Genomic DNA, 22,148 nt, shown 5'->3' on the forward strand with positions numbered 1-22,148 from the left:
TAATTAACTATTTTTAAAATTAGTTTGCTTTAATGGTTTAAAGATAATTTCAGCAGAATATTTAATTTTCTCTATTTCTATTGAAATATTTCCATTTAGAAGTTCTTCATCTGAGTAGTCATTATTTATATAACCAAATGCTAGATTTTTTTTAAAGTTGAAAGAATAATTACCTGATGTAGTTCTTCCTACGATTTTATCATCTTTATAAATTGGTTCATCGTGAAGCATAAGAGGTTTTCCAGGTTTATTATTTTTAAGAACAAACATAGCAAATTTCCTATCAATTTTTTTATCTTTTATTTTTTCCAGTGCTTCTCTTCCTATAAAATTAAAATCTTTTTTATAACTAATTGTAAAATTAAGACCCGCTTGATATTGATTTTCTTCAGGTGATATATCATGACCCCAATGTAAAAAACCACTTTCCATTCTCATTGTGTCTAATGCATGCATTCCACAATTAGATAAATTATATTTTTTACCTTTTTCTATTAATTTCTCATATATATTTTTAGAGTCAGAATTTTTAACATAAAGCTCATAACCCAACTCTCCGACATAAGATAATCTCTGGGTCCATATTTTAGTTCCGTCAATTTCAATATATTTTGAATTTGCAAACTTAAAATTTTCATTGCTAAAATCGTCTGAGCTTAAATCTTGCATTAAAAATCTACTCTTTGGACCAAATATTCCAAACACACAATAATCATCGGTAACGTCAGTTAATTCTACACCTTCTGATAGATGCTTCTTGATATGAAATTTATCTCTTTCTCTTGTTGCTGCAGAACTAATAATTCTAAAATGATTTTGATCTATACAAACTACTGTAAGATCTGTCTCTATTCCTCCATCTTTATTAAGCATATGAGTATAAGTACATTTTCCAGGTTCTTGCTTTATATTTGCTGTACAAATTCTCTGAAGATCTTCATAAGCTTTATCAGATTTAATTTCGAATTTAGAAAAAGGAGACAAATCATATAGACCAACATTTGTTAGTGTGTTGTTGGTTTCGTATTCAACTGATGGATACCAGTTTTGATAATTATAACTATATTCATACTCAGCTTTTTCTCCATCAAGAGCAAACCACATTGGTCTTTCGTATCCAGCAGAAACTCCAAAGCATGCACCAAAACTTTTTAATTCATTGTGGTAAGGTAATTTTTTTACATTTCTTGATGTTTTATATTGTTTATAAGGCCAATGCATTCCATACAAATCCCCAAGAGATTCAGTGATACGATCTTTAATAAAACCTAATTCTGAATGAAACTTTTGAAATCTCTTTATATCGTAATTAAAAATATCTTCATTGATATGACCAGTCATTAACCATTCTGCAGTTACTTTTCCAACTCCGCCCCCACTACCAATACCAATGCTATTCAAACCACAGCTAACAAATAAATTTTTAACTTCAGGAACTTCACCCAATAAAGAATTAGTATCAGGCGTAAAAGATTCTGGTCCTGAAAAAAACTTTCTAATTCCAGCTTGTTCTAAAACTGGAAATCGTTTCATGGATTTTTCTAAATAAGGTTCAAAATGATCAAAATTTTCTGGAAATTCACCAAATGAAAAATCTTCAGGAACTTTATTAGTATCTTTAAATGCAGGGATTGATTTACCTTCAAATATTCCAATTAAAAGTTTTCCAGCATCTTCTTTGATATAAGTACTGCTGTCAAAATCTCTTATTACAGGTAATGTTGGTGAAAGATTTTCAATTGGTTCTGTAATTACATAAAAATGTTCTGCAGGATATAAAGGAATACTAACTCCTATTTTTTCTCCAATTTGTCTAGACCACATGCCTGTTGCAAGGACCACATATTCACATTCAATATCTTGCCCATTAACTCTAACACCACTAACTCTACCATTTTTAGTTAATATTGTTTCAACAGGTGATTGCTCAAATAATTTTGCTCCACCTAATCTTGCACCTTTTGCTAACATGTGTGTAACACCACTTGGATCAGCTGCACCATCACCAGGCATTAACACTCCGCCTTTTAAATCCTCTGTGTACATGATTGGATAATTTTTCTTTATCTGATCTTTATCTAAAATCTTAATATCAACATCATACAATTGAGCAGTAGTTGCTTGTCTTTGAAGTTCTTGCCATCTAGCATCTGTTTGAGCAATAGATAAAGCTCCATTAATTCTTAAACCTGCAGAATGATCAACTTCTTTTTCTAATTTTTTATAAAGATCTAAAGTATATTTTCTAATTTTTGTAACAGCGGCTGTTGGACCTAATTGACTGACTAGTCCTGCTGCATGCCAAGTTGTACCTGATGTTAATTGATCTCTTTCTAAAAGAACAACATCTTTCCAACCAAATTTTGTTAAGTGATAAGCAACAGAGCAACCAATAACTCCACCTCCAACAACAACTACCTTTGTGCTAGAAGGATACTTTTTTTCCATTACTAATGTTTGACAGCTTCTCCTGGATCTACAAAGTTGTGGCCAAATACATCTGCAACTGCCTTATAAGTAACCATTCCTTTATGAACATTTAATCCAGCTAAAAAGTTTTTATCTTCACTTAATGCTTTTTGATAACCATTGTTAGCAAGTTTAACTAGATAAGGTAACGTTGCATTATTTAATGCTAATGTTGAAGTTCTTGGAACTCCACCCGGCATATTTGCTACACAATAATGAACAACGTCATCAACAATATAAGTTGGTTCGCCGTGAGTAGTTGGTTTACTTGTTTCAACACATCCACCCTGGTCAATTGCAACATCAACAATCACAGAACCCCTCTTCATACTTTTGATCATGTCTTTTGTAACTAATTTTGGTGCTTCAGCACCTGGAATTAAAACTCCACCAACCAATAAGTCTGCTTCAGAAACTAATTTTGGAAGATCAATTTTGTCACTTTGCTCAGGAATAATTTTGTCACCAAACATCTCTACTAATTGTTTTAATCTAGCCTCTGATTTATCAACGATATGAACTTTAGCTTGCATACCTGTTGCAATTACTGCAGCGTTTTCACCTACAACACCACCGCCTAAAATTACAACAGTTCCACCAGTTACACCTGGAGCACCACCTAACAAAAGTCCTCTTCCACTTTGATTTTTTTCTAAACAGTGAGCACCTGCTTGAACAGACATTCTACCAGCTACTGCGCTCATCGGAGCTAATAATGGTAATCTACCATTATCATCTGTTACTGTCTCATAAGCAATGTTAACACTTTTTGATTTAATTAATCCTTCAGTTAATTCTTTCGCTGCAGCTAAGTGAAGATATGTGTAAACAATTTGATTTTCTCTAATCATATCAACCTCAACTTTTTGAGGCTCTTTAACCTTAACAATTATGTCTGCATCATTAAAAATATCAGCTGCAGTGCTTGCTATTTTTGCACCTGCATTTGTATATTGATCATTTTCAAATCCAGCTTCAAAACCACCATTGTTTTCAATAATAACTTCGTGACCTTCTGAAACCAAAGTCTTAACACTATCTGGTGTTAGCCCTATTCTGTTTTCTTGTGGTTTTATCTCTTTAGGTACGCCTATCTTCATAAGCACTCTCCATGTCTTTTAAAAAACTAATTAGTTCTTTTGGTTTTTTTGATAGTTCGTAATACCTGTTCTAAGTTTATCAATGATCTCATCTATATGTTTTTCTTCACATATAAATTGAGGAGCGATAATTAAACAGTCACCAGTTGCTTTAAAGTTCACACCTGCTTCATAACAAGCTTTAAAACATTCATAACCTGCTTTACCTGGTTTAGTATTCATTTTCATATCAATACCACCCATCATTCCATAACCTCTTATATTTTCAACAGACTCTAAGTCTTGAAGAGAGAACAATCCTTTTTGGAAATAAGGTGCTAAATTTTTTGCTCTGTTAAAGATATCTTCTTTTTCAAAAATATCTTGAACAGCTAATCCTGCTGCTACTGCAACTGGAATTCCTGAATAAGTATAACCATGAAATAATTCAACAGATCCCATTGGTGAAGCATCCATTACTGCATCATAAATTTCATCTTTACATGCAACTACTCCCATAGGGACAACTCCGTTAGTTGTTGCTTTAGCCATAGTCATTAAATCTGGAGTAACACCAAATTCATGACTTGCAAAAGAAGATCCCGTTCTTCCCCAACCTGTAATTACTTCGTCAAATATTAAAAGAATTCCATGCTTGTCACAGATCTCTCTTAATCTTTGTAAATATCCTTTTGGTGGAACTAAAGTTCCAGTAGATCCAGCAATTGGTTCTACAATACAAGCCGCGATATTTTCTGGTCCAAAGTTACTTGCAATTCTTTCTAGATCATCTGCAAGATCTCCTCCTGTTTCAGGTTGACCACTAACAAATTTATGTTCTGGTAAATGTGTGTGTCTCATATGTTGAACACCTGGCATCAAGATACTTGCAAATGTTTTAACATTATTGATCATTCCACCAACTGAAACACATCCAATGTTCATTCCGTGATAACCTCTTTCACGTCCTACAAATCTAAATCTATGAGCATTTCCTTTTGCTCTATGATAAGCAATTGCAATTTTAATTGCAGTCTCAACAGCAGTTGAACCACAAATAGTAAAAAACATTTTGTTTAAATCACCTGGAGTGTGTTTTGAAATTTTTGTAGCTAATTCAAATGAACCACCAAAACCTTGTTGGAAAGGCTGCGCGTAATCTAAAGTCTCTAATTGTTTAGTAACTGCTTCTGTAATTTCTCTTCTTCCATGTCCTAATGGATTACAAAATAATCCTGAGCTCGCATCAATTTGTGTTTTTCCATGGTGAGTTTTTAAATAAACTCCTTTTGCTTCAGTAATTAATCTTGGGTTTGCTTTAAAATCTTTATTCGATGTAAACGGCATCCAATGTTCATTTAATGAATTTGGAACTGAAGTTCTTGTCTCTGAGCTCATAAATTTTTTTTCTCTCTTTATTAACTGTTATAAATATTTCCAACTATTAGACTAAATCAATTAGTTTGCTAGAAATATTTTGAGCACCCAAAATGATGCGTCATATGTATACAACTTTTAATTGAACCTATCTTTTTGTTTTACAACCGCTCTAAATTGAATTTAAATAAGGTTAATTTAATTAAATTAACATAGGGGAATAAATGAAAAAAATACTAAGTTTTATTCTAGGATCTATTTTTGCTCTTAACCTTTCAATTTCAGTTGCAAACTCTGCAGCTACTGAAGTTAGAGTTGCATACTTTCTAGAATGGCCAAGTCCAAATCTAGAGGACATGCAGAAGAAAAATTTTGCAAAAGCTCTTGGTGTACCAGTTAAGTGGACAAACTTCACTAACGGTGGAGCTATGACTGATGCAATGTTAGCAGGAGATATTGATATTTCTTACTCACAAGGTTTAGTACCCTTCATCAATGCTGTAAAATCAAATGCACCACTTAAGTTAGTGGATATTGCTATGGAATACGGAATGGGTGGAACTACTTGTGTAACATCAAATGCATCTGGAATTACAAAAGCTAACGCTACTGAATTAGAAGGTAAAAAAGTTGCTGTTCCACTTGGAACAATGGCTGAATACGTTTTTGACGAAAGTATGAAAGTTGTTGGTGCTGACAGAAGTAAAATGGATATTATTCAAATGGACCCTGAAGAAGGTGCTGCTGCATTAGTAAGCGGTGATGTTGTAATGGCATGTTTATTTGGTGGTAACTCTATTAAAGCAGCAACTGCAGTTGGTTCAAGATTATTAACTGTAGATGAAGCAAGAGCAGCTGGTATCTTAGGTATAGATATCACATCTGTTACAGATAAATTCATGAAAGAAAATCCAGGAATGCTAAGAACTTTCATCGAAGTAACTCACGAAGCAAACGACAGATACAGATCAGGTAAATCTGATATGAATGCTATGTCAAAAGCTTCTGAAATGACTGTTGCTGACATGAAAGAAACTTTAAGTGGATTTAAATTCTTAACTCCAGAAGAAACTAAAGCTTCTATGGAGAGCGGAAACCTAGATGGGTTCTTAAAAGGAATGGGAACTCCAGCTGGTAACGTAGACACAAGTTTCTTACCTTTATAATTTTAAAGGTTTAAGACTTTTTAAATAGGCGCTAATTTAAAAAATTAGTGCCTATTTTTTTAAAAAATTTCTAATATAAGGGCGCTATGAGTGATCTTGTTTCTCAAAATCTAAATATGATTTTTAAAACTCCAAAAGGAGAAACAGTTCATGCATTAAAAGATGTTAGCTTTACTCTAAAAAAAGGAGAACTACTTACTGTTCTTGGCCCATCTGGTTGTGGAAAAACAACTTTATTAAATATCACTGCTGGATTTTTAAGACCGACTTCGGGAAAAATTACTTTAAATAATAATGAAATAGATGGACCTGGTGTTGAAAGAGGAATGGTCTTTCAACAAGGTGCTTTGTTTGAATGGTTAACAGTTGCAGAAAACGTAAACTTTGGTCTTCGTATGAAAAGTGAAGATCCAGAAGTTACAGCAAAAAAAGTTGAAGAATGGTTAGATATAGTTGGGTTAAAAGGATTTGGTAACACTCCTACTTATCAATTATCAGGTGGTATGCAGCAAAGAGTTGCTCTTGCAAGATGTTTAATAAATGATCCTGATTTAATTTTAATGGATGAGCCATTAGGTGCTTTAGATGCATTAACAAGAGAAAAGATGCAGTCTTTGGTTTTAAAAATTTGGAAAGAAACAGGAAAAACAATTATTTTAATTACTCATTCTGTTGAGGAAGCTCTTTTACTTGGTGAAAGATTATATGTAATGGCTCCAAGACCTGGGAGAATACATAAAGAATATAATCTTCCATTTGCAGAAATGGGTCTTACTCAAGATTTAAGAGAAATTAAAAAAAATAAAGAATTTTCATCTACTAGAGAAGAAATTTTATCCATGATCTGGAATATGGAAGAAGAAATAATGGGGAAAGATAATTAATGTTAACCCAATTTGTAACAATATTAATTATCGTTTCTGTCATTGGCTGTATTCTTTATGGAAGAAGATTAATCAGAACTGAAAAAGTAGATGCTGTTTTTGGTAATCCAGAAAGAGCTAAAGGTGGAACGCACTGGGTAATTGTTGGAAGTAGTGCAATCTTAATGCTCTGGCTTTATTATTCATGGGATATTGCAAAAGGTTTTTATCCAAAATCAGCAAATGAATTATGTCAGGTTGCTAAAATTAATGAGTCGTTATTAGGTTTAAAATATCAGTTCCCTATTGAAGAAAGAGAGTTCAAAAGTACATCCATTATTAAAATTGAAAATAAAAATCTTGTAAAAATTGCAAATGAAATAAATGGATCTCCAGATCTAAATGATCAACAAAAAACAATTCTTGTAAGCTACATTGATAGAACTTCTAAATTAATTCCACTGTTAACAAGTGAAGAATTAATGGAAATGGATACTAAAATTAAACTTCAAGAAATAACAGAAGAAATAAAACTTCTAAGTTCTAATTTTCAAAAGAAAGATTATCCCTTTGAAACAGATGTTCAAAAAGTGGAGAGACAAAAACTTATTGATGAACAAGGTGGCTGGGGAATTACTACAATAGATTCTGGAAGCGGTTCTATTGAAAATACAATTGAAATACCAACTGCCCCTCAAACGAATAAAGGTTTAAAATTTCATGCAGCTGCAGCAGAATTAAAAAAAATTGATGACAAGTTTTTTAAATTAAAAAATCATAATCCACCTTTCAAAAGCTCAATTAAACAGCTTAAAGATGACATTAAAGCTTACAGAAAAGGTTTAGATGATAGTGAAGAGATAGCATCTGACTATGCAAAAAATATAGTTAAAATTGCAAGAAGAATAGAATTTGCAAGTATCTACCCTCCTAATGCATTAAATGAAATGCAAGCAGCAATCATAGAATTTGATGAGTTACAAAATAAAGAACAAGCTGGATTAAGATTAATCGATATACTTTTATTTCCTGCTGGAACAATTGTAGCAAGTGGACCTACTTGTTCGGAACAAGGTTCTGGTAGATGGCTACCTAAACCATCTGATACTTTTAATAAGTTTGTATTGATGTCTAAACCAAGTGTTGGATACAAAAATGTTCCTCTTTTATGGATTGAAATGGTTGATGTTAGTAAAATGATTGGCTTCATTTTACCAGATTGGATAGCTGATATTTTGCCTGGCGAATATCCGGTTCATACAAAAGATGGAATAGTTAAAGAGAACTTTAAAAGCAATGTTTTAAAAGTTGTTACTGGTGACTTTAAATTATTCAAAGTTCCTGTTCCATACGGACATATCTGGGACTCTTTTATGAGGGTATTTTTAGGATTAGTGTTCGGAATTATTATTGGTGTTCCACTAGGATTATTTATGGGACTTAATAGATTTGCAAAAGGTTTCTTTGATCCATTAATTGAACTTTATAGACCGGTTCCACCACTTGCTTGGGCTCCATTAATTATTTCTGTACTTGGAATTGATAACTCTGGAAAAATATTTTTATTATTTATGGTCTCTTTATCTATTATGATTATTTCAGCAAGAGCTGGAGCATCAGGAACTCAATTATCAAAAATTCATGCTGCTCACTCATTAGGAGCTACAAAAAAACAAATATTAAGATATGTAATTTTCCCAAATTCTCTTCCAGAAATTTTAACTGGAATAAGAGTTGCAGTTGGTATGTGTTGGGGAACATTGGTTGCAGCAGAATTTTTAGCTGGAACAACTGGTATTGGTTTCGTTGAAAACGTTGCTAAAAAATACTTCCAGTATGAAGTTATTTGGATAACGATATTTATTATGGGTCTTCTTGGTTTATTGTTCGATGTTACTTTAAGAAAAATAATCGATAAAACTATTCCATGGCGTGGAAAAGGATAAATGAAAACGCCATTATTAAAAAATCAAGTAATTAAAATTTTTCAAAAATTTGGTTTAAGTAGAGATCATGCTTTAATTTCTGCTAATGCTTTAATTAATGCAGAACTAGTTGGTGCTTATGGTCATGGTTTATCTAGACTTAAAATGTATTGTGATAGGATTTCTAAAAAAGTAATTAATCCAAAACCAAAAATTAAAATTAAGAAAATTTCATCTTCTATTTCTCATATTGATGCAAATAACAGTATTGGATTTGTAGCTGCTGATCTTGGAATAAAAACTGCAATTAAACATGCACAAAAAACTGGAATAGGTATGGTTGCAGTAAAAAATAGTGGTCACTATGGTTTGTCAGGTTATTACGCAGAACAAGCTGTTAAGAAAAATTTAATAGCAATGATTTATACAAATGCTCCTCCAGCAGTTGCTCCTCATGGTGCATTAAAAACTTTATTTGGAACTAACCCAATTTGTTTTGGAACCCCTACTGGTTCTAAAGTTCCTTTTATTTTAGATACATCAATCTCAATGATTAACAGAGGAAAAATTAGAGTTGCTGCAAGAAACAATCAAACAATTCCAGCTGGTGTAGCATTAGATAAATTTGGAAAACCAACTACTGATGCTAAAAAAGCATTAGCAGGAGTTCAATTGCCTATTGCTGGATTTAGAGGTTCGGGACTTGCTTGGATGGTTGATATTTTAAGTGGTGTGCTAACTGGAGGAAATCATGCTGGTCGAGTTAAAGATCCTTTTGATGATTTTTCAGGACCACAAAATATTGGACATTTGTTTATAACGTTTAAAGCAAACTTATTTCAAAAAAATTATAATCAAAGAATTAAAGACAATATTAAAACAATTAAAAAACTACCTAAAATTAAAGGTGTTAAAGAAATAATGTATCCAGGACAAAACAAGTTTAATCGTTACAAACAAAATCTCAAAAAAGAAATCAACATTCCAGATATTATTAAAAAAGATTTAGAAACTTTAATAAGTTAAAAAAGTTAGAACTCCTAAACAAGCAACAACAGAAGAAACAATAATTGTTCTTTTAACTTTTTCCTTTTTTTTCTCTTCAAGAAGTCTTTGCTTTAGAACATCCACATTCACTCTTTGTGGAGCTTCAATATTTTGAGGGGGGTTCTCAATTTCAACGGATGTTCTATTTAAGCTTTCTGTACTCATAATTTTTAAATACAAAATCATTTAATCATTAATAGTTACATTATTACATATTAGGAATGTCCAAAATGGGTTGACTCTTATTTATGTATTGTCCATATTGGGTTTTTTTTAAATCATGAGCACACTACCGAGCATATCTGACGCACTAGATGAAAAAATGGTTACTTCAGTAATCAATAAAAAATTTAATAATTTCGTTCCAGCTTTTTATAAATTTGTATCTGAATGGATAATTAATGCTTATTCCAATTTCAAAGATATAGAAATGTATATGGTCTTAATCTATTTAGTTAATAATGATTTTAAATTCTATAGAAAAAATGGAATTCAGGTCGATTACAACACCTTTTATAAAGACAAAACTTTAGAAATCGAAGAAATTAAAATTATTGAAATTTCTAGAGATCTTCAAATCCCAAAAGAAAGTGTAAGAAGAAAGATTATTTATTTAGAAAAAATAGGCGTAATAAAACGAACAAGGAAGAAAATTTTTATTGATAGATCTGCTTATGAAACAGTGCAGCCAATATCTGCATTAAAAAATTTATCGTATTTAATATCTATTTCTTCAAAAATTTTAAAACAAGAAAATCAAATTACAAACTCTCTTTCCTCAACAGAAATATCAGATGGTATTAAGAAACATTTTTCTTTTTGTTGGTACGAATTTTATAAATTTATTTTTTCTTACTATTTTCGATGGAGGAAAGAATTCGGTGATTTAGAAACATTATGTATAGGCTTACTTTTAATAGCTAATGCATCATCAAATAAAGATTTAGTTATTCAAGATATAGATATTGAAAAATGGAGAAAAAGAATATCTTTTGCAGACAAAGTTGGTTTGAATTCTATGTCTATATCAGACATTACGGGTATCCCAAGACCAACTGTTGTTCGAAAAGTAAATTTTTTAATTAAAAAGGGTTATGCTAAAATAGATCAAAAAAAATTAATTTCACTTAGTATTGAAAAAAAAGTTTTTTCAAAAACCCAAAAAATACAAGAAAAAACAATCCAAGAGATTTCAGAACTAATTTATAGAATTTTAAATAAAACTACAATTAACTAGATCTTCTTAAAATATATATAAAAATAAATCCCGTAATATACATGACTAAAGCATAAGCAGCTGTTGGTATCATGTAAGCAACATCATTAAAAATTTGAGATGCAACAAATACTGCTAAAGTTCCATTTTGAAGGCCGCACTCTAAAGAAATGCATTTTCTCTGAGCAACTCCAGTTGCAAAAGCTTTAGCTATATAAAAAGCTAAAATCATCATCACTATATTTAAAATTAAAACCGCTATTCCAGCTTGAGCTAAATAATTAAAAATATTTTCTCTTTCTTCAACCCATATTGCTGCAAATACAATAACAAATAATAAACTAGTAGTTCTATTGACAATGTTAATATTTGAAGAGATAAAATTTTCTGCAAAACCTCTTATAACCATTCCTATAATAACTGGAACAGTTACAGCCAGAGCCATTTTAAGTGCAATCCCAGTCATGGTAATCTCTGTCGACATTTCAGTAACCCCTAGCATTCCAGCTGAAGTAAAAACTATAAATGGAACTGAAATAATACTAATTAAACTTCCAACAGCTGTTAAGGAAATTGATAAAGCTACATCTCCATCTGCAAACTTTGTAAGAACATTTGATGTAACACCTCCTGGTGCTGCAGCTATAATCATTAAACCTAGAGCGATTTCAATTGGTAATCTTAAAATTAGAACCAATATGTAAGCTACAATTGGTAAAAGAATTAATTGACAAGTTATTCCAATTAAAAAATCTTTTGGATTTCTAATTACTCTCGTAAAATCTTTTACAGATAAACCAAGTCCTAGGCCAAGCATTATCAATGCTAAAGCTAGTGGTGCTATTTTAGTTACAATCTCCAAATATCTACTCTCTCAATGAAATTTTTATATCATACATCTGATATGGATAACTAAAAAAAAAAAATTAAACCTGAAAGTGTATTTTGTAATAAAACAGTAACAATTAAATTAAAATCATAATAACTTTCTCGTTAATATAACTTTAGAGAGGATATTATGAACAAACTATTAAAAATAGCATCTATTGTCCTTCTTTTTTCATTAACGATGTTTGGCATAACAAACAAAGCTTCTGCTGCAAAGTTAACTTTATATTGCAGTGTTGAAATTGATGTTTGTGAAATGCTTGAACAAGCTTATGAAAAAGAAACAGGCACAAAAGTTGCAATGACAAGAGCAAGTAGTGGAGAAACTTTTGCAAAAATTAAAGCAGAAGCTTCTAATCCAAAAGGTGATGTTTGGTTTGGTGGAACAGGTGATCCACACTTAACAGCTGCTCAGGAAAATTTAACTGAAAAATATAAATCAAAACACTTTGATGATTTATTGCCAGCAGCACAAAACCAAGCAAAAAATGCTGACTATAAATCTGTAGGGATTTATGTTGGTGCATTAGGTTTTGGATACAACAAAGATCTTTTAGCAAAAAAAGGTCTTCCAGCTCCTAAATCATGGATGGACTTAACAAAGCCTATTTACAAAGGTGAAATCCAAGTAGCTAATCCAAATTCATCTGGAACTGCTTACACAACTTTAGCTACAATTCTTCAAATTTTTGGAGAAGATAAAGGTTGGGATTTCATGAAGAAACTTCATGCAAATATAAACACTTATACTAAATCTGGTTCTGCTCCAATTAAAGCTACTGGAAGAGCTGAAAACTTAATTGGTATTTGTTTCCAACACGATGGTGTGAAACAAACTAAGAAAGGTTTACCTGTAGTAACTGTTTCTCCTGAAGAAGGAACTGGTTATGAAGTTGGATCAATGAGTATTATTGCTGGTGCAAGAAATATGAAGGAAGCTAAAAAGTTTTATGACTGGGCATTAAGTCCTGCAATACAAACTATGGTGTTCACTTCAGGAAAATCTTTGCAAGTACCATCTAATACTAAAGCAAAAGCTGATCCTGATGCTCCAGATTTATCAACTATAAACTTGATTGATTACAATTTTAAAGTTTATGGAGATAAAGCAACAAGAGCGAGTCTGTTATCTAAGTGGGATAAAGACGTATCTGTAATTCCTAGATAATTTTAGGAATTAATGAGAGGGCTCGTCATTTGCTGGATACTAATTGGTGGAACAGGTTTCTTTCTCTTTCCATGGTATGTAACAGGTGACGGGTTTTTCTCAATCAATTGGATTTTAGAGTATTCTTTAGAAGATTACGGATCTGCCCTACCTCAAGTTTTTATAAATAAAAAATATTGGTTATTCCCATTAATCTTTCCATTATTTTTACCTTTAACCACAATTAAATTAAATCAAACTAATCCTCTGTATTCAAAAATATTTTTGTACTCAGGTTTATTTGGTTTCTTTTATTTTTTCTTACAAGGTTTTGCTGTTGGGATCAGAGGGTGGAATTATGAAATATTCCAATCAATTTTTGGAGATGTAGAAAATCAATATGGAATGGGTTCAGGTGCAGTACTAACATGTTGTGCTTTTATATTTTATATTACTCACGGCCTTGCATCTCGTGGCTGGTTAAATGGAGATAATTTTATTGTAGGAAGTATTGGAAGTATAATTATTTTAGTATCTACTTTTGTTTTTTTTCCAATATTTAGAATGTTTGGTGTAGCCTTTAAAGGAACTGAAGGTGGTTACGAAATTAGTAATTTTTCAGATAAGATTTTTAACAAAGGGATATGGGGATTAGATTGTTTATATAGTGATTATGCTTGTGGTGTTTTCTGGAACACTATTACCATGGGTACACTTACAGCTTTTTCATCGACAATTTTAGGTTTAGGTTTTGCTCTTTTAATTGCAAGAACCAGTTTTAAATTTAAAAAAACAGTTAGAATATTATCTGTTTTACCAATCATTACCCCTCCATTTGTAATTGGTTTAGCTATCATAATTTTATTTGGAAGAACTGGTGTTGTAAGTTCGTTTCTTGAATGGGGATTTGATATCGAACCTTCAAGGTGGATTTATGGATTACCAGGGATTTGGTTTGCACAAACTCTTGCTTTCACGCCTATTGCATTTCTAGTTTTAATTGGTGTTGTAGAAAGTGTCAGCCCATCAATGGAAGAGGCATCACAAACATTAAGGGCTTCAAAGTGGCAAGTTTTTAAAACTGTTACATTACCTTTAATGAGGCCAGGAATAGCCAATGCATTTTTACTTGGGTTTATTGAAAGTTTAGCAGACTTTGGAAACCCGTTAGTGCTTGGAGCCGAGTATGATGTTTTATCTACTGAAATATTTTTTGCAATTGTTGGTGCACAATATGATGAAACTAAAGCAGCAATACTTGCTATGATTTTATTGTCTGTTGTCTTAGTTGTATTTTATCTTCAAAATCAGTGGTTAGGAAAAAAATCTTATATTTCAATTTCAGGTAAAGGAGATAGTGGTGTTCATCCTGAGCTACCGAATAAAACAAAATGGGTCATTTATTCAACAGTGCTTCCATGGGCTTTACTAACTTTTATTATCTACGTCATGATTATGTTTGGTGGATTTGTGGAGATGTGGGGCATTGATCATAGCTTTACTTTAAAACATTACATTGAAGCCTTCAGTGTTGAGTGGGTAGAAGATAGAGGATTTTTATGGACTGGAACTGCGTGGAATTCATTTAATACAACATTTACAATTGCTTTAATTTCATCTTTACCAACTGCTGCAATAGGAATTTTAACTGCCTATCTTTTAACAAGACATAGATTTAAAGGAAAAAATGCTTTTGAATTTGGTACCATGTTAAGTTTTGCAATACCTGGAAGTGTTATTGGTGTTAGTTATGTTTTTGCTTTTAACGTTCCACCTTTGGAACTAACAGGAACAGGAATTATTTTAGTAATTGCATTTGTATTTAGAAATATGCCAGTTGGTGTAAGAGCTGGAATAGCCGCCATGAACCAACTTGATCCTCATTTAGATGAAGCTTCTTCAACTTTAAATGCATCAAGTGCTCAAACTTTTAGAAATATAATTCTTCCATTGCTTAAACCAGCAATTACTGCTTCATTAGTATTTAGTTTTGTAAGAGCAATGACAGCAATTAGTGCTGTTATATTCTTAGTCAGTGCAAATTACGATCTAGCAGTATCTTATATTTTAGGAAGATTAGAAAATAATGACTACGGTTTAGCGATAGTATATTCATCTGCTTTAATTGTAGTAATGTTGTTTACAATTATGTTAATGCAATTAATAATAGGAAAACGTAAACTAGGAAGAAGAGATCAAAACTCATCAATTTTACAAGGAATTTAGATAATGAAAAAAGCTGAAGTGAAGTTTGAAAATATTACAAAGAAATTTAATGAAACTACAGCTGTTGATAATGTTAGTTGTAAATTTGAAGCTGGAACTTTGACAACGTTACTTGGTCCATCTGGATGTGGGAAAACAACTTCACTAAGGATTATTGCAGGTCTTGAAAGAGCTACAAGTGGAAAAATTTTAGTTGATGATGAGGACGTAACATTGCTACCTGCAACAGATAGAGATGTGTCTATGGTATTTCAATCTTACGCTTTGTTTCCACACATGAGTGTACTGGAAAATGTTTCTTATGGCTTAAAAATGATCAATGTAAATAAAGAAGAATACGTTCAAAAATCATTAGAAACATTAAAACTAGTAAACCTTGAAGGATATGAAAATAGAATGCCTTCAGAATTATCTGGAGGACAACAACAAAGGGTTGCTGTTGCAAGAGCGATTGTATTGGAACCAAAAGTGCTTCTGTTTGATGAGCCTCTTTCAAACTTGGATGCAAAATTAAGAAGACAGGTGAGAGAAGATATTAGAGAAATACAACAAAAGTTAGGAGTAACAACTATTTACGTAACACATGATCAAGAAGAAGCTTTAGCTATCTCAGACAAAGTAATCGTAATGAACAATGCAGTAATTGCTCAAGAAGGCAGTCCAAAAGATCTTTATAATTTTCCTAGAAACAAATTTGTTGCAAACTTTATTGGTGATGCAAATGTTGTGAAAGCCGAGGTTATAAATAAAAATTCAAATTCATATGATATCAAAATAGCTGAAATGAATATCAAAATTCAAAGTGACAACGAGTTAAATGGAGATATTTCTGTTGCCTTAAGACCAGAAAAAATATCAATTGATAGAAATAAAGGGGATAACTGTATTCATGCTACTGTAAATAATGCATCTTTTGTGGGCAGTAGTTATCAATACATTTTAAATTCTAAAGTTGGGAAATTATATGTTGTATCAGGTGATACAAATGACATTTTTAAAGTTGGAGAAGAAGTTTTCTTGAGTATAAATGAGCAAGAAGTAAAAATTCTTAACGACTAAAATTATGCTTTCAAATAAAGAAATTGTCTGTCCAAATAAACTGTTAGATATAGCTCACAGTAAAAAAGGAGTAAGAGTTGCAGTTGTAAATGCTGGCAAACCCCTACCCATGCTGTCCGTTCAAGATGCTGTAAATGAAAATCTAATTGAACCAGTTTTTATTGGTCATGATGTTGAAATACAAAAATGTGCTGAGGATCTTGGTTGGGATATTTCAAAATATGAACTTATCCATGAGCCAGTTGAAAACAATACGGCAAAAATTGCTGCTAAACTTGCAAGTGAAGGTAAAGTTAAAATAATTGTTAAAGGACATATTCATACTGATGTTCTTATGAAAGAAGTTTTAAAGCGAGAGTACAACTTATTGGGTAAAACTAGATTAAGTCATATCTGGCATATGACTATTGGAAAAGATGATAAGCCATTAATAATAACTGATGGTGCTTTAAATGTTTTGCCAAATGTTAAAACCAAAATGCATATTCTCAAAAATGTAATAAATTTTTCAAATCGTATAGGAATTGAAAGACCAAAAGTTTCTGTATTATCTGCAACTGAAGAAGTTTTGGATAGTGTACCAAGTTCAATTGAAGCAGCCGAAATAACAAAACTCGCAAAAGAAGAAAATTTGAACGCAGATGTCTTTGGACCTTTAGCATTTGATAATAGTATTTCTAAAAAATCTGCTGGTATTAAAGGCATTAAAAATTTAGTTGCAGGAGAAGCTGATGTATTGTTGGTTCCAAGTGTTGAAACTGGAAATGCTCTAGTTAAAATGATGATTTATTTCATGGGTGCCTGTGCTGCAGGAGTTGTAGTAGGAGGAAAAGTTCCAGTTGTAATAACTAGTAGATCTGATGAAGCGCAAGCAAGATTAGCATCTATAGCTGCGGCAGTAGTAGCTTTGGACTAAATGATTAATTGAATTTTTTTAGAAATTAACCTAAAAAACTTTAAATTTTAAAAGGAGAGAAATGGCAATTACATACTTAAAAAAATCACCAAAAACATCATCAACTGATGATACAAAAACAAGAGAAATAGTTGAAAATATTCTTAAAGATATTGAAACAAGCAAAGAAGAAGGTTGCAAAGAACTTTCTAAAAAATTTGATAAGTATGAAGGTGAAGTAGTTATCTCTAAAGAAAAAATTGAAGATATTAAAAAAAATTTAGATCAAAAAACAAAAGATGATGTTCAGTTCGCTCACGAAAGAGTGAGAAAATTTGCGGAAGCTCAATTAAAAAATTATGGTCAAGATTTTGAAGTTGAATTGTCTGAAGGTTTATATGCAGGTCAAAGATTAATTCCTGTTAATACAGCTGGATGTTATGTACCTGCTGGAAGATATGCTCACATTGCATCTGCAGTAATGAGTGTAACAACTGCAAAAGTAGCAGGAGTTAAAAATATTTTAGTATGTAGCTCTCCAAAACCTGGTGTTGGTGTTCATCCAACTATTGTTTACACAGCTGATCTTTGTGGTGCAGATGTAATTATGAATTTAGGTGGAGTTCAAGCAATAGCTGCAATGACAAATGGTTTATTTGGAAATGCGCCTGCTGATATATTGGTAGGTCCTGGAAACCAATTTGTTGCTGAAGCTAAAAGAATTTTATTTGGTAAAGTAGGTATTGATTTATTTGCAGGTCCAACAGAAATTGGAATTATTGCTGATGAAAACGCAGATCCAGAAATCGTTGCAGTAGATTTAGTTGGTCAAGCAGAGCACGGATACAATTCACCAGCTTGGCTTTGGACAACAAGTAAAGAATTAGCAGAAAAGGTAATTAAAAGAGTGCCTGAACTTATTGCTGATCTTCCTGAGTTACCAAGAACTAATGCAGAAGCTGCTTGGAGAGATTACGGAGAAGTTGTTCTTTGTGATACAGACGAGGAAATGGCTACAATTAGTGATGAGTACGCACCTGAACACTTAGAAGTTCAAACTAAAAACTTAGATTGGTTCCACAAAAGATTAAAAAATTACGGGTCTTTATTTATTGGTGAAGAAACAACTGTTGCTTATGGAGATAAATGTTCTGGAACAAATCATATTTTGCCAACTAAAGGTGCTGGAAGATATACGGGTGGTTTGTTTGTTGGTAAATTTATTAAAACTTTAAGTTTCCAAAGAATGACCAAAGAATCTACTGAACTTGTTGGAGCAGCTGCTGCTAGACTTTCAAGATATGAAGGAATGGAAGCTCATGCAAGAACTGGTGATGTTAGACTGAAAAAATACGGTTATTAAACAATTTATAAATAGGATTTAAAATGAAAAAATTTGAAGATGTAATGAGCGTCAGCAATGAAATTGAAAACATCACTGCTGAAGAAGCAAAGAAGAAATTAAATGATCCTAACGTTCAATTTATTGATGTTAGAGATAAAGAAAGTTTTTCTAAAGGGACTATTGGAAATGCGATGCATTTAGATAGAGGTTTGCTAGAATTTTATTTAGCTGAAGGAAGTCCTATTGAAAACGATACTTTTAAAAATAATCCTGACAAAGAATATGTTGTATTTTGTGGTTTAGGTGGTCAAGGAACTCTTGCTACAAAAACAATGAAAGAAATGGGAATTAAGAACGTTAAAAATATTTCAGGCGGTATGTCTGAGTGGGATAAGTTAAAAGATTAGTCCTTAATTAAATCTAAAACATCAATACCTATTTGCTTAAGTATATGTATTAAGTCTATAGGTACCCAGTTTTCTCTAATTTTACCTTCGTGGTGATGGTAAAAATCCATTACTCTCATAGTTACATTTTGATTATCAGATTTGTATCCTAACCAATCTTCTGACCCGTAAACTGCTTGTATACTATGCCAGCCAGCAGTCATTGAAAAGTTTCCATCACCAAGTTCACAGTAATGTCCTAGCTTCCAGTAATTTCTTTCTTTAAAAGTTTTTCTAAATGGTAACTGATGATTATCAACAAATCCCTCCAGGTTTCTTCCAGTACCTATTCCACTTGGTCCATACCATATCATTTTATCATGCCAAAATTCACTTTGTGGATGATTAATTAGTTTATCTTTTAATTCTTTATCTGAATTAGTTTCCAACTCTGGCTTTATGTTCAAGCTTCTTTGCATCGTTAAAGATTGGTCTAAACTTGCTTCAGAAACTTTCATATCTTTTTCAAAATAATTTACACCATCGGTATTAATTGGATTTAGCCAATTTCCTTCTGAACCTCTTGAAGGATTTATTGGATTTTTTCCTGTTTGAAATATTAAATCTAATAAATCAATTAAGATATAACTCTCTACAATTTTATCATTTTTCAATTCATGTACTTCGCAGCATTTAAGATTTACCATTTTATTAATTGGCTTTATTCCAAAAATAGGTTTTTTGAATGTGCCTGAAAGCATCGATACTGATCCAACTTGAACTTTATCTCTAAATGTACCCCCAATGACTATCTGTTCTCTTCTCTCAATGTCTGGAAAAGCTTCAAATAGAGGTAGCCAAAATTTTTCTTTAAATGTATTTGCACCTTCAAATTCATTAACAGGGTGAAAACAATTAACTTTTACATCTTTGTCAAAATAATTTTCTATATTTTGATCTAATTTAGATATTCCACCTTCTATAATTGTTTTTAAGTAGCCTCTTACTTTTGTTTTATTATTGAAATTTTCTTCAGGTGTAATTTCTAATTTTTTTACACCTTGCCGTTCTTTTAAACCTGTATCAAATTGTTGTATTGGCATTTATAATAATTTAAGTAGGGTTAATAACATAATTCAATTAGAAAAACATATGGAAAATAGGTTAGCAAAATTTAATGAGTTGGTTCCAAGCACCCTGCCCTTTGTGGAAGGAAAACTTGAAGGTCACAAAGAAAGAAAAAATTATTCTATAGTTGGACCTGGTGTAGCTGAAGATAGCAAACAATTTATAAAAATTGCTATGCCTCATAGTTTTAATTTAGGCGCTGTGTCAGCACTTCCCCAAAATGGTTCGGGCCTACATAGTCACACAACTGCAGAAGTATTTGTTATTTATTCTGGTAGATGGAGATTTTATTGGGGAGCAGAAGGAAAAGATGAAACAATTTTGAATGCTGGTGACATAATTTCAATGCCAACTAACATGTTTAGAGCATTTGAAAACGCAGGTGACGAAGAAGGACTAATTTTTGTTGTTTTAGGTGGAGATGATCCTGGAATAATAACTTGGGTTCCAAGTGTTTTAGAAAAAGCAAAAAAAACTGGTATGGCACTATTAAATGATAATTCATTAATTGATTTATCTGTTAATCAAATTCCAGACGGAAAAACAATTCTCGAGCCTATTTCTCAAGAGGAAATAAAAAAATTTGATAACTATAAATTGGATCAACTAGAAAAATTTATATGTAAAAGTAATGAAAATTCAAAACATGAAAACAAACTCAATGAGAATGTTAATTTAATTCAAATTCTTGGAAGCAAATTTGAAAAAAAAGAGTTCTCTCCAGTAATAAATCAAGATACAGGATTTAACCTTTCAATTTTAAAATCCAGTAAAGGCTATATTAATAATTTAAAATTTGAAAAACCTACAATAATGTTCTCAAGAACTGGAAAATGGGAAATTATGATTGATGATTTTAAGTGTGTTTTAAATGCTAAAGACACAATTTCTATTCCAATTAATTCAAAAGTTAATATTAAAATAGATGAAAATGAGGACAGTTACTTAAATTGTGTAACACAAATCTAATGAAAGGTTTTGATCCAAAATATAAAAACTTTCCTGATTACATACTAAAAATAACTAAACAAATTTGGGAAAATAAAGATGTTGAGTCTATTGCTCATTTTTATAGCGATAACATTCCAGTTAGATCACCATTTGGTGTCACCTATGGAAACAAACCTGTAATCGATGCTACTTATGCGACCTTAAAAGAATTTCCTAACAGACAATTGCTTGGTGAAGATGTGATTTGGAATGGAAATGATAATATCGGTTATCATTCATCTCATAGAATTTTAAGTAAAGGAACACATCTTGGTGATGGTTCATACGGCAAACCAACTGGTAAAGATATTTATTACAGAGTAATTGCTGATTGTGCATGCAAAAATAATCAAGTCTATGATGAATGGATTGTTCGTGATCAAGGTGCAATGGTAAGACAAATAGGATTTACACCAAAAGATTTTGCTCTAATGCTTATAGATAAAGAAGGTGGCGTTGATAAAGCAAAAAAATTATTTAATTCAAATTCTGAGATGAATTCAGATTACAAGCAAGGCGTTGTACCTAATGATTCTGTTGGAGGCAAATACTCCAAAATATTAAAAAATATCTTTAAAGGTGATTATGATTTTTCCAACTATGCAAGAGCTGCAACTATTTATTGGCCTGGAAACAAAATCGGACATGGGAGAGAGGATATAATCAAATTTTGGAATGTTTTGAAAAATACTTTAAGTGATATGAAGTTTTCTGTTGAGCACATTGGTTATTTGGAAGAGGAAGACAAAAATCCTAAAGCATCAATAAGATGGTTTCTAGAAGGTAAACATTCTAAAGACACTGAAGAATTTGGAGAAAAATCAAATCAAAATATTTTTATAATGGGTATAAACCATGCAGAAATAATTGATGGAAATGTTATAAGAGAATGGGTTTTGTTTGATGAGGTTGCAATTTGGAAACAAATTTTAATGAAATAAA

19 protein-coding genes are annotated in these 22,148 nt (G+C 31.6%); 13 read left to right on the plus strand and 6 right to left on the minus strand.

The window, feature by feature from the left end; all coding sequences use genetic code 11:
• Window positions 1-3 precede the first annotated feature (3 nt).
• Genes ACTTA5_RS03720 through ACTTA5_RS03730 form a run of 3 tightly spaced genes read right to left on the minus strand, consistent with a single transcriptional unit; the run spans window position 4 to window position 4,946 of the window.
• On the minus strand, window positions 4-2,448 hold the full coding sequence (locus tag ACTTA5_RS03720; RefSeq protein ID WP_440648039.1) for a GcvT family protein: 2,445 nt from the start codon (window positions 2,446-2,448) through the stop codon (window positions 4-6).
• A 2-nt stretch (window positions 2,449-2,450) separates the two neighbouring features.
• Window positions 2,451-3,569 (minus strand): alanine dehydrogenase, encoded by a 1,119-nt coding sequence (gene ald / locus ACTTA5_RS03725; RefSeq protein WP_440648041.1) that lies wholly within the window; start codon window positions 3,567-3,569, stop codon window positions 2,451-2,453.
• Between the two features lie 30 nt (window positions 3,570-3,599).
• Window positions 3,600-4,946: an aspartate aminotransferase family protein gene (locus tag ACTTA5_RS03730; RefSeq protein WP_075505902.1), complete on the minus strand. Its 1,347-nt coding sequence runs from the start codon at window positions 4,944-4,946 to the stop codon at window positions 3,600-3,602.
• A gap of 203 nt (window positions 4,947-5,149) precedes the next feature.
• On the opposite strand from ACTTA5_RS03730, the gene ACTTA5_RS03735 reads away from it, so the two are divergent.
• The 4 genes from ACTTA5_RS03735 (at window position 5,150) to ACTTA5_RS03750 (ending at window position 9,905) form a co-directional block, all read left to right on the plus strand.
• Window positions 5,150-6,091: an ABC transporter substrate-binding protein gene (locus ACTTA5_RS03735; RefSeq protein ID WP_440614218.1), complete on the plus strand. Its 942-nt coding sequence runs from the start codon at window positions 5,150-5,152 to the stop codon at window positions 6,089-6,091.
• Between the two features lie 86 nt (window positions 6,092-6,177).
• Window positions 6,178-6,975, plus strand: a complete 798-nt coding sequence (locus ACTTA5_RS03740; RefSeq protein WP_179850418.1) for an ATP-binding cassette domain-containing protein — start codon at window positions 6,178-6,180, stop codon at window positions 6,973-6,975.
• Window positions 6,975-8,900 carry an ABC transporter permease gene (locus tag ACTTA5_RS03745; protein WP_440648043.1) on the plus strand — a complete coding sequence of 642 codons (1,926 nt, stop codon included), beginning with the start codon at window positions 6,975-6,977 and terminating at the stop codon, window positions 8,898-8,900. Before ACTTA5_RS03740 ends, ACTTA5_RS03745 begins: the two co-directional genes overlap by 1 nt.
• On the plus strand, window positions 8,901-9,905 hold the full coding sequence (locus ACTTA5_RS03750; RefSeq protein WP_440648045.1) for an Ldh family oxidoreductase: 1,005 nt from the start codon (window positions 8,901-8,903) through the stop codon (window positions 9,903-9,905).
• Here the strand turns inward: ACTTA5_RS03750 and ACTTA5_RS03755 are convergent.
• Entirely contained in the window at window positions 9,894-10,091 is a 198-nt protein-coding gene (locus ACTTA5_RS03755; protein ID WP_440633523.1) for a hypothetical protein, read from the minus strand. The two genes, ACTTA5_RS03750 and ACTTA5_RS03755, sit on opposite strands and share 12 nt — an antisense overlap.
• A gap of 115 nt (window positions 10,092-10,206) precedes the next feature.
• Between ACTTA5_RS03755 and ACTTA5_RS03760 the strand changes: the two genes are divergently transcribed.
• Entirely contained in the window at window positions 10,207-11,163 is a 957-nt protein-coding gene (locus tag ACTTA5_RS03760; protein WP_440633524.1) for a MarR family transcriptional regulator, read from the plus strand.
• Here the strand turns inward: ACTTA5_RS03760 and ACTTA5_RS03765 are convergent.
• Entirely contained in the window at window positions 11,156-12,004 is an 849-nt protein-coding gene (locus ACTTA5_RS03765; RefSeq protein WP_440648046.1) for a bile acid:sodium symporter family protein, read from the minus strand. The two genes, ACTTA5_RS03760 and ACTTA5_RS03765, sit on opposite strands and share 8 nt — an antisense overlap.
• 156 nt (window positions 12,005-12,160) lie before the next feature.
• Here ACTTA5_RS03765 and ACTTA5_RS03770 point away from each other — a divergent pair, with 156 nt between their 5' ends.
• The 6 genes from ACTTA5_RS03770 to ACTTA5_RS03795 all read left to right on the plus strand — a co-directional run bounded on the left by ACTTA5_RS03770 (window position 12,161) and on the right by ACTTA5_RS03795 (window position 19,109).
• The gene (locus tag ACTTA5_RS03770; RefSeq protein WP_440648048.1) at window positions 12,161-13,198 is read left to right on the plus strand and encodes an ABC transporter substrate-binding protein; all 1,038 of its coding nucleotides are present in this window, start codon (window positions 12,161-12,163) and stop codon (window positions 13,196-13,198) included.
• Window positions 13,199-13,210: 12 nt separating this feature from the next.
• Window positions 13,211-15,403 carry an ABC transporter permease gene (locus tag ACTTA5_RS03775; protein ID WP_262590512.1) on the plus strand — a complete coding sequence of 731 codons (2,193 nt, stop codon included), beginning with the start codon at window positions 13,211-13,213 and terminating at the stop codon, window positions 15,401-15,403.
• A 3-nt stretch (window positions 15,404-15,406) separates the two neighbouring features.
• Entirely contained in the window at window positions 15,407-16,462 is a 1,056-nt protein-coding gene (locus ACTTA5_RS03780) for an ABC transporter ATP-binding protein (RefSeq protein WP_440633527.1), read from the plus strand.
• 4 nt (window positions 16,463-16,466) lie between these two features.
• Window positions 16,467-17,378: a bifunctional enoyl-CoA hydratase/phosphate acetyltransferase gene (locus ACTTA5_RS03785; RefSeq protein ID WP_440648051.1), complete on the plus strand. Its 912-nt coding sequence runs from the start codon at window positions 16,467-16,469 to the stop codon at window positions 17,376-17,378.
• 61 nt (window positions 17,379-17,439) lie between these two features.
• Window positions 17,440-18,720 carry a histidinol dehydrogenase gene (hisD, locus tag ACTTA5_RS03790; RefSeq protein ID WP_440648053.1) on the plus strand — a complete coding sequence of 427 codons (1,281 nt, stop codon included), beginning with the start codon at window positions 17,440-17,442 and terminating at the stop codon, window positions 18,718-18,720.
• 23 nt (window positions 18,721-18,743) lie between these two features.
• Complete coding sequence (locus ACTTA5_RS03795) at window positions 18,744-19,109, plus strand: rhodanese-like domain-containing protein (protein WP_440648055.1); 366 nt, start codon at window positions 18,744-18,746, stop codon at window positions 19,107-19,109.
• Here the strand turns inward: ACTTA5_RS03795 and ACTTA5_RS03800 are convergent.
• Complete coding sequence (locus tag ACTTA5_RS03800; protein WP_440648057.1) at window positions 19,106-20,191, minus strand: ester cyclase; 1,086 nt, start codon at window positions 20,189-20,191, stop codon at window positions 19,106-19,108. The two genes, ACTTA5_RS03795 and ACTTA5_RS03800, sit on opposite strands and share 4 nt — an antisense overlap.
• 49 nt (window positions 20,192-20,240) lie before the next feature.
• Here ACTTA5_RS03800 and ACTTA5_RS03805 point away from each other — a divergent pair, with 49 nt between their 5' ends.
• Window positions 20,241-21,185: a cupin domain-containing protein gene (locus tag ACTTA5_RS03805; RefSeq protein ID WP_440648059.1), complete on the plus strand. Its 945-nt coding sequence runs from the start codon at window positions 20,241-20,243 to the stop codon at window positions 21,183-21,185.
• The gene (locus ACTTA5_RS03810; protein ID WP_440648061.1) at window positions 21,185-22,147 is read left to right on the plus strand and encodes an ester cyclase; all 963 of its coding nucleotides are present in this window, start codon (window positions 21,185-21,187) and stop codon (window positions 22,145-22,147) included. The genes ACTTA5_RS03805 and ACTTA5_RS03810 overlap by 1 nt, the downstream gene beginning before the upstream one ends.
• Window position 22,148 lies beyond the last annotated feature (1 nt).

This window comes from Candidatus Pelagibacter sp. HIMB1521, from assembly GCF_052047875.1.
Classification (GTDB): domain Bacteria; phylum Pseudomonadota; class Alphaproteobacteria; order Pelagibacterales; family Pelagibacteraceae; genus Pelagibacter.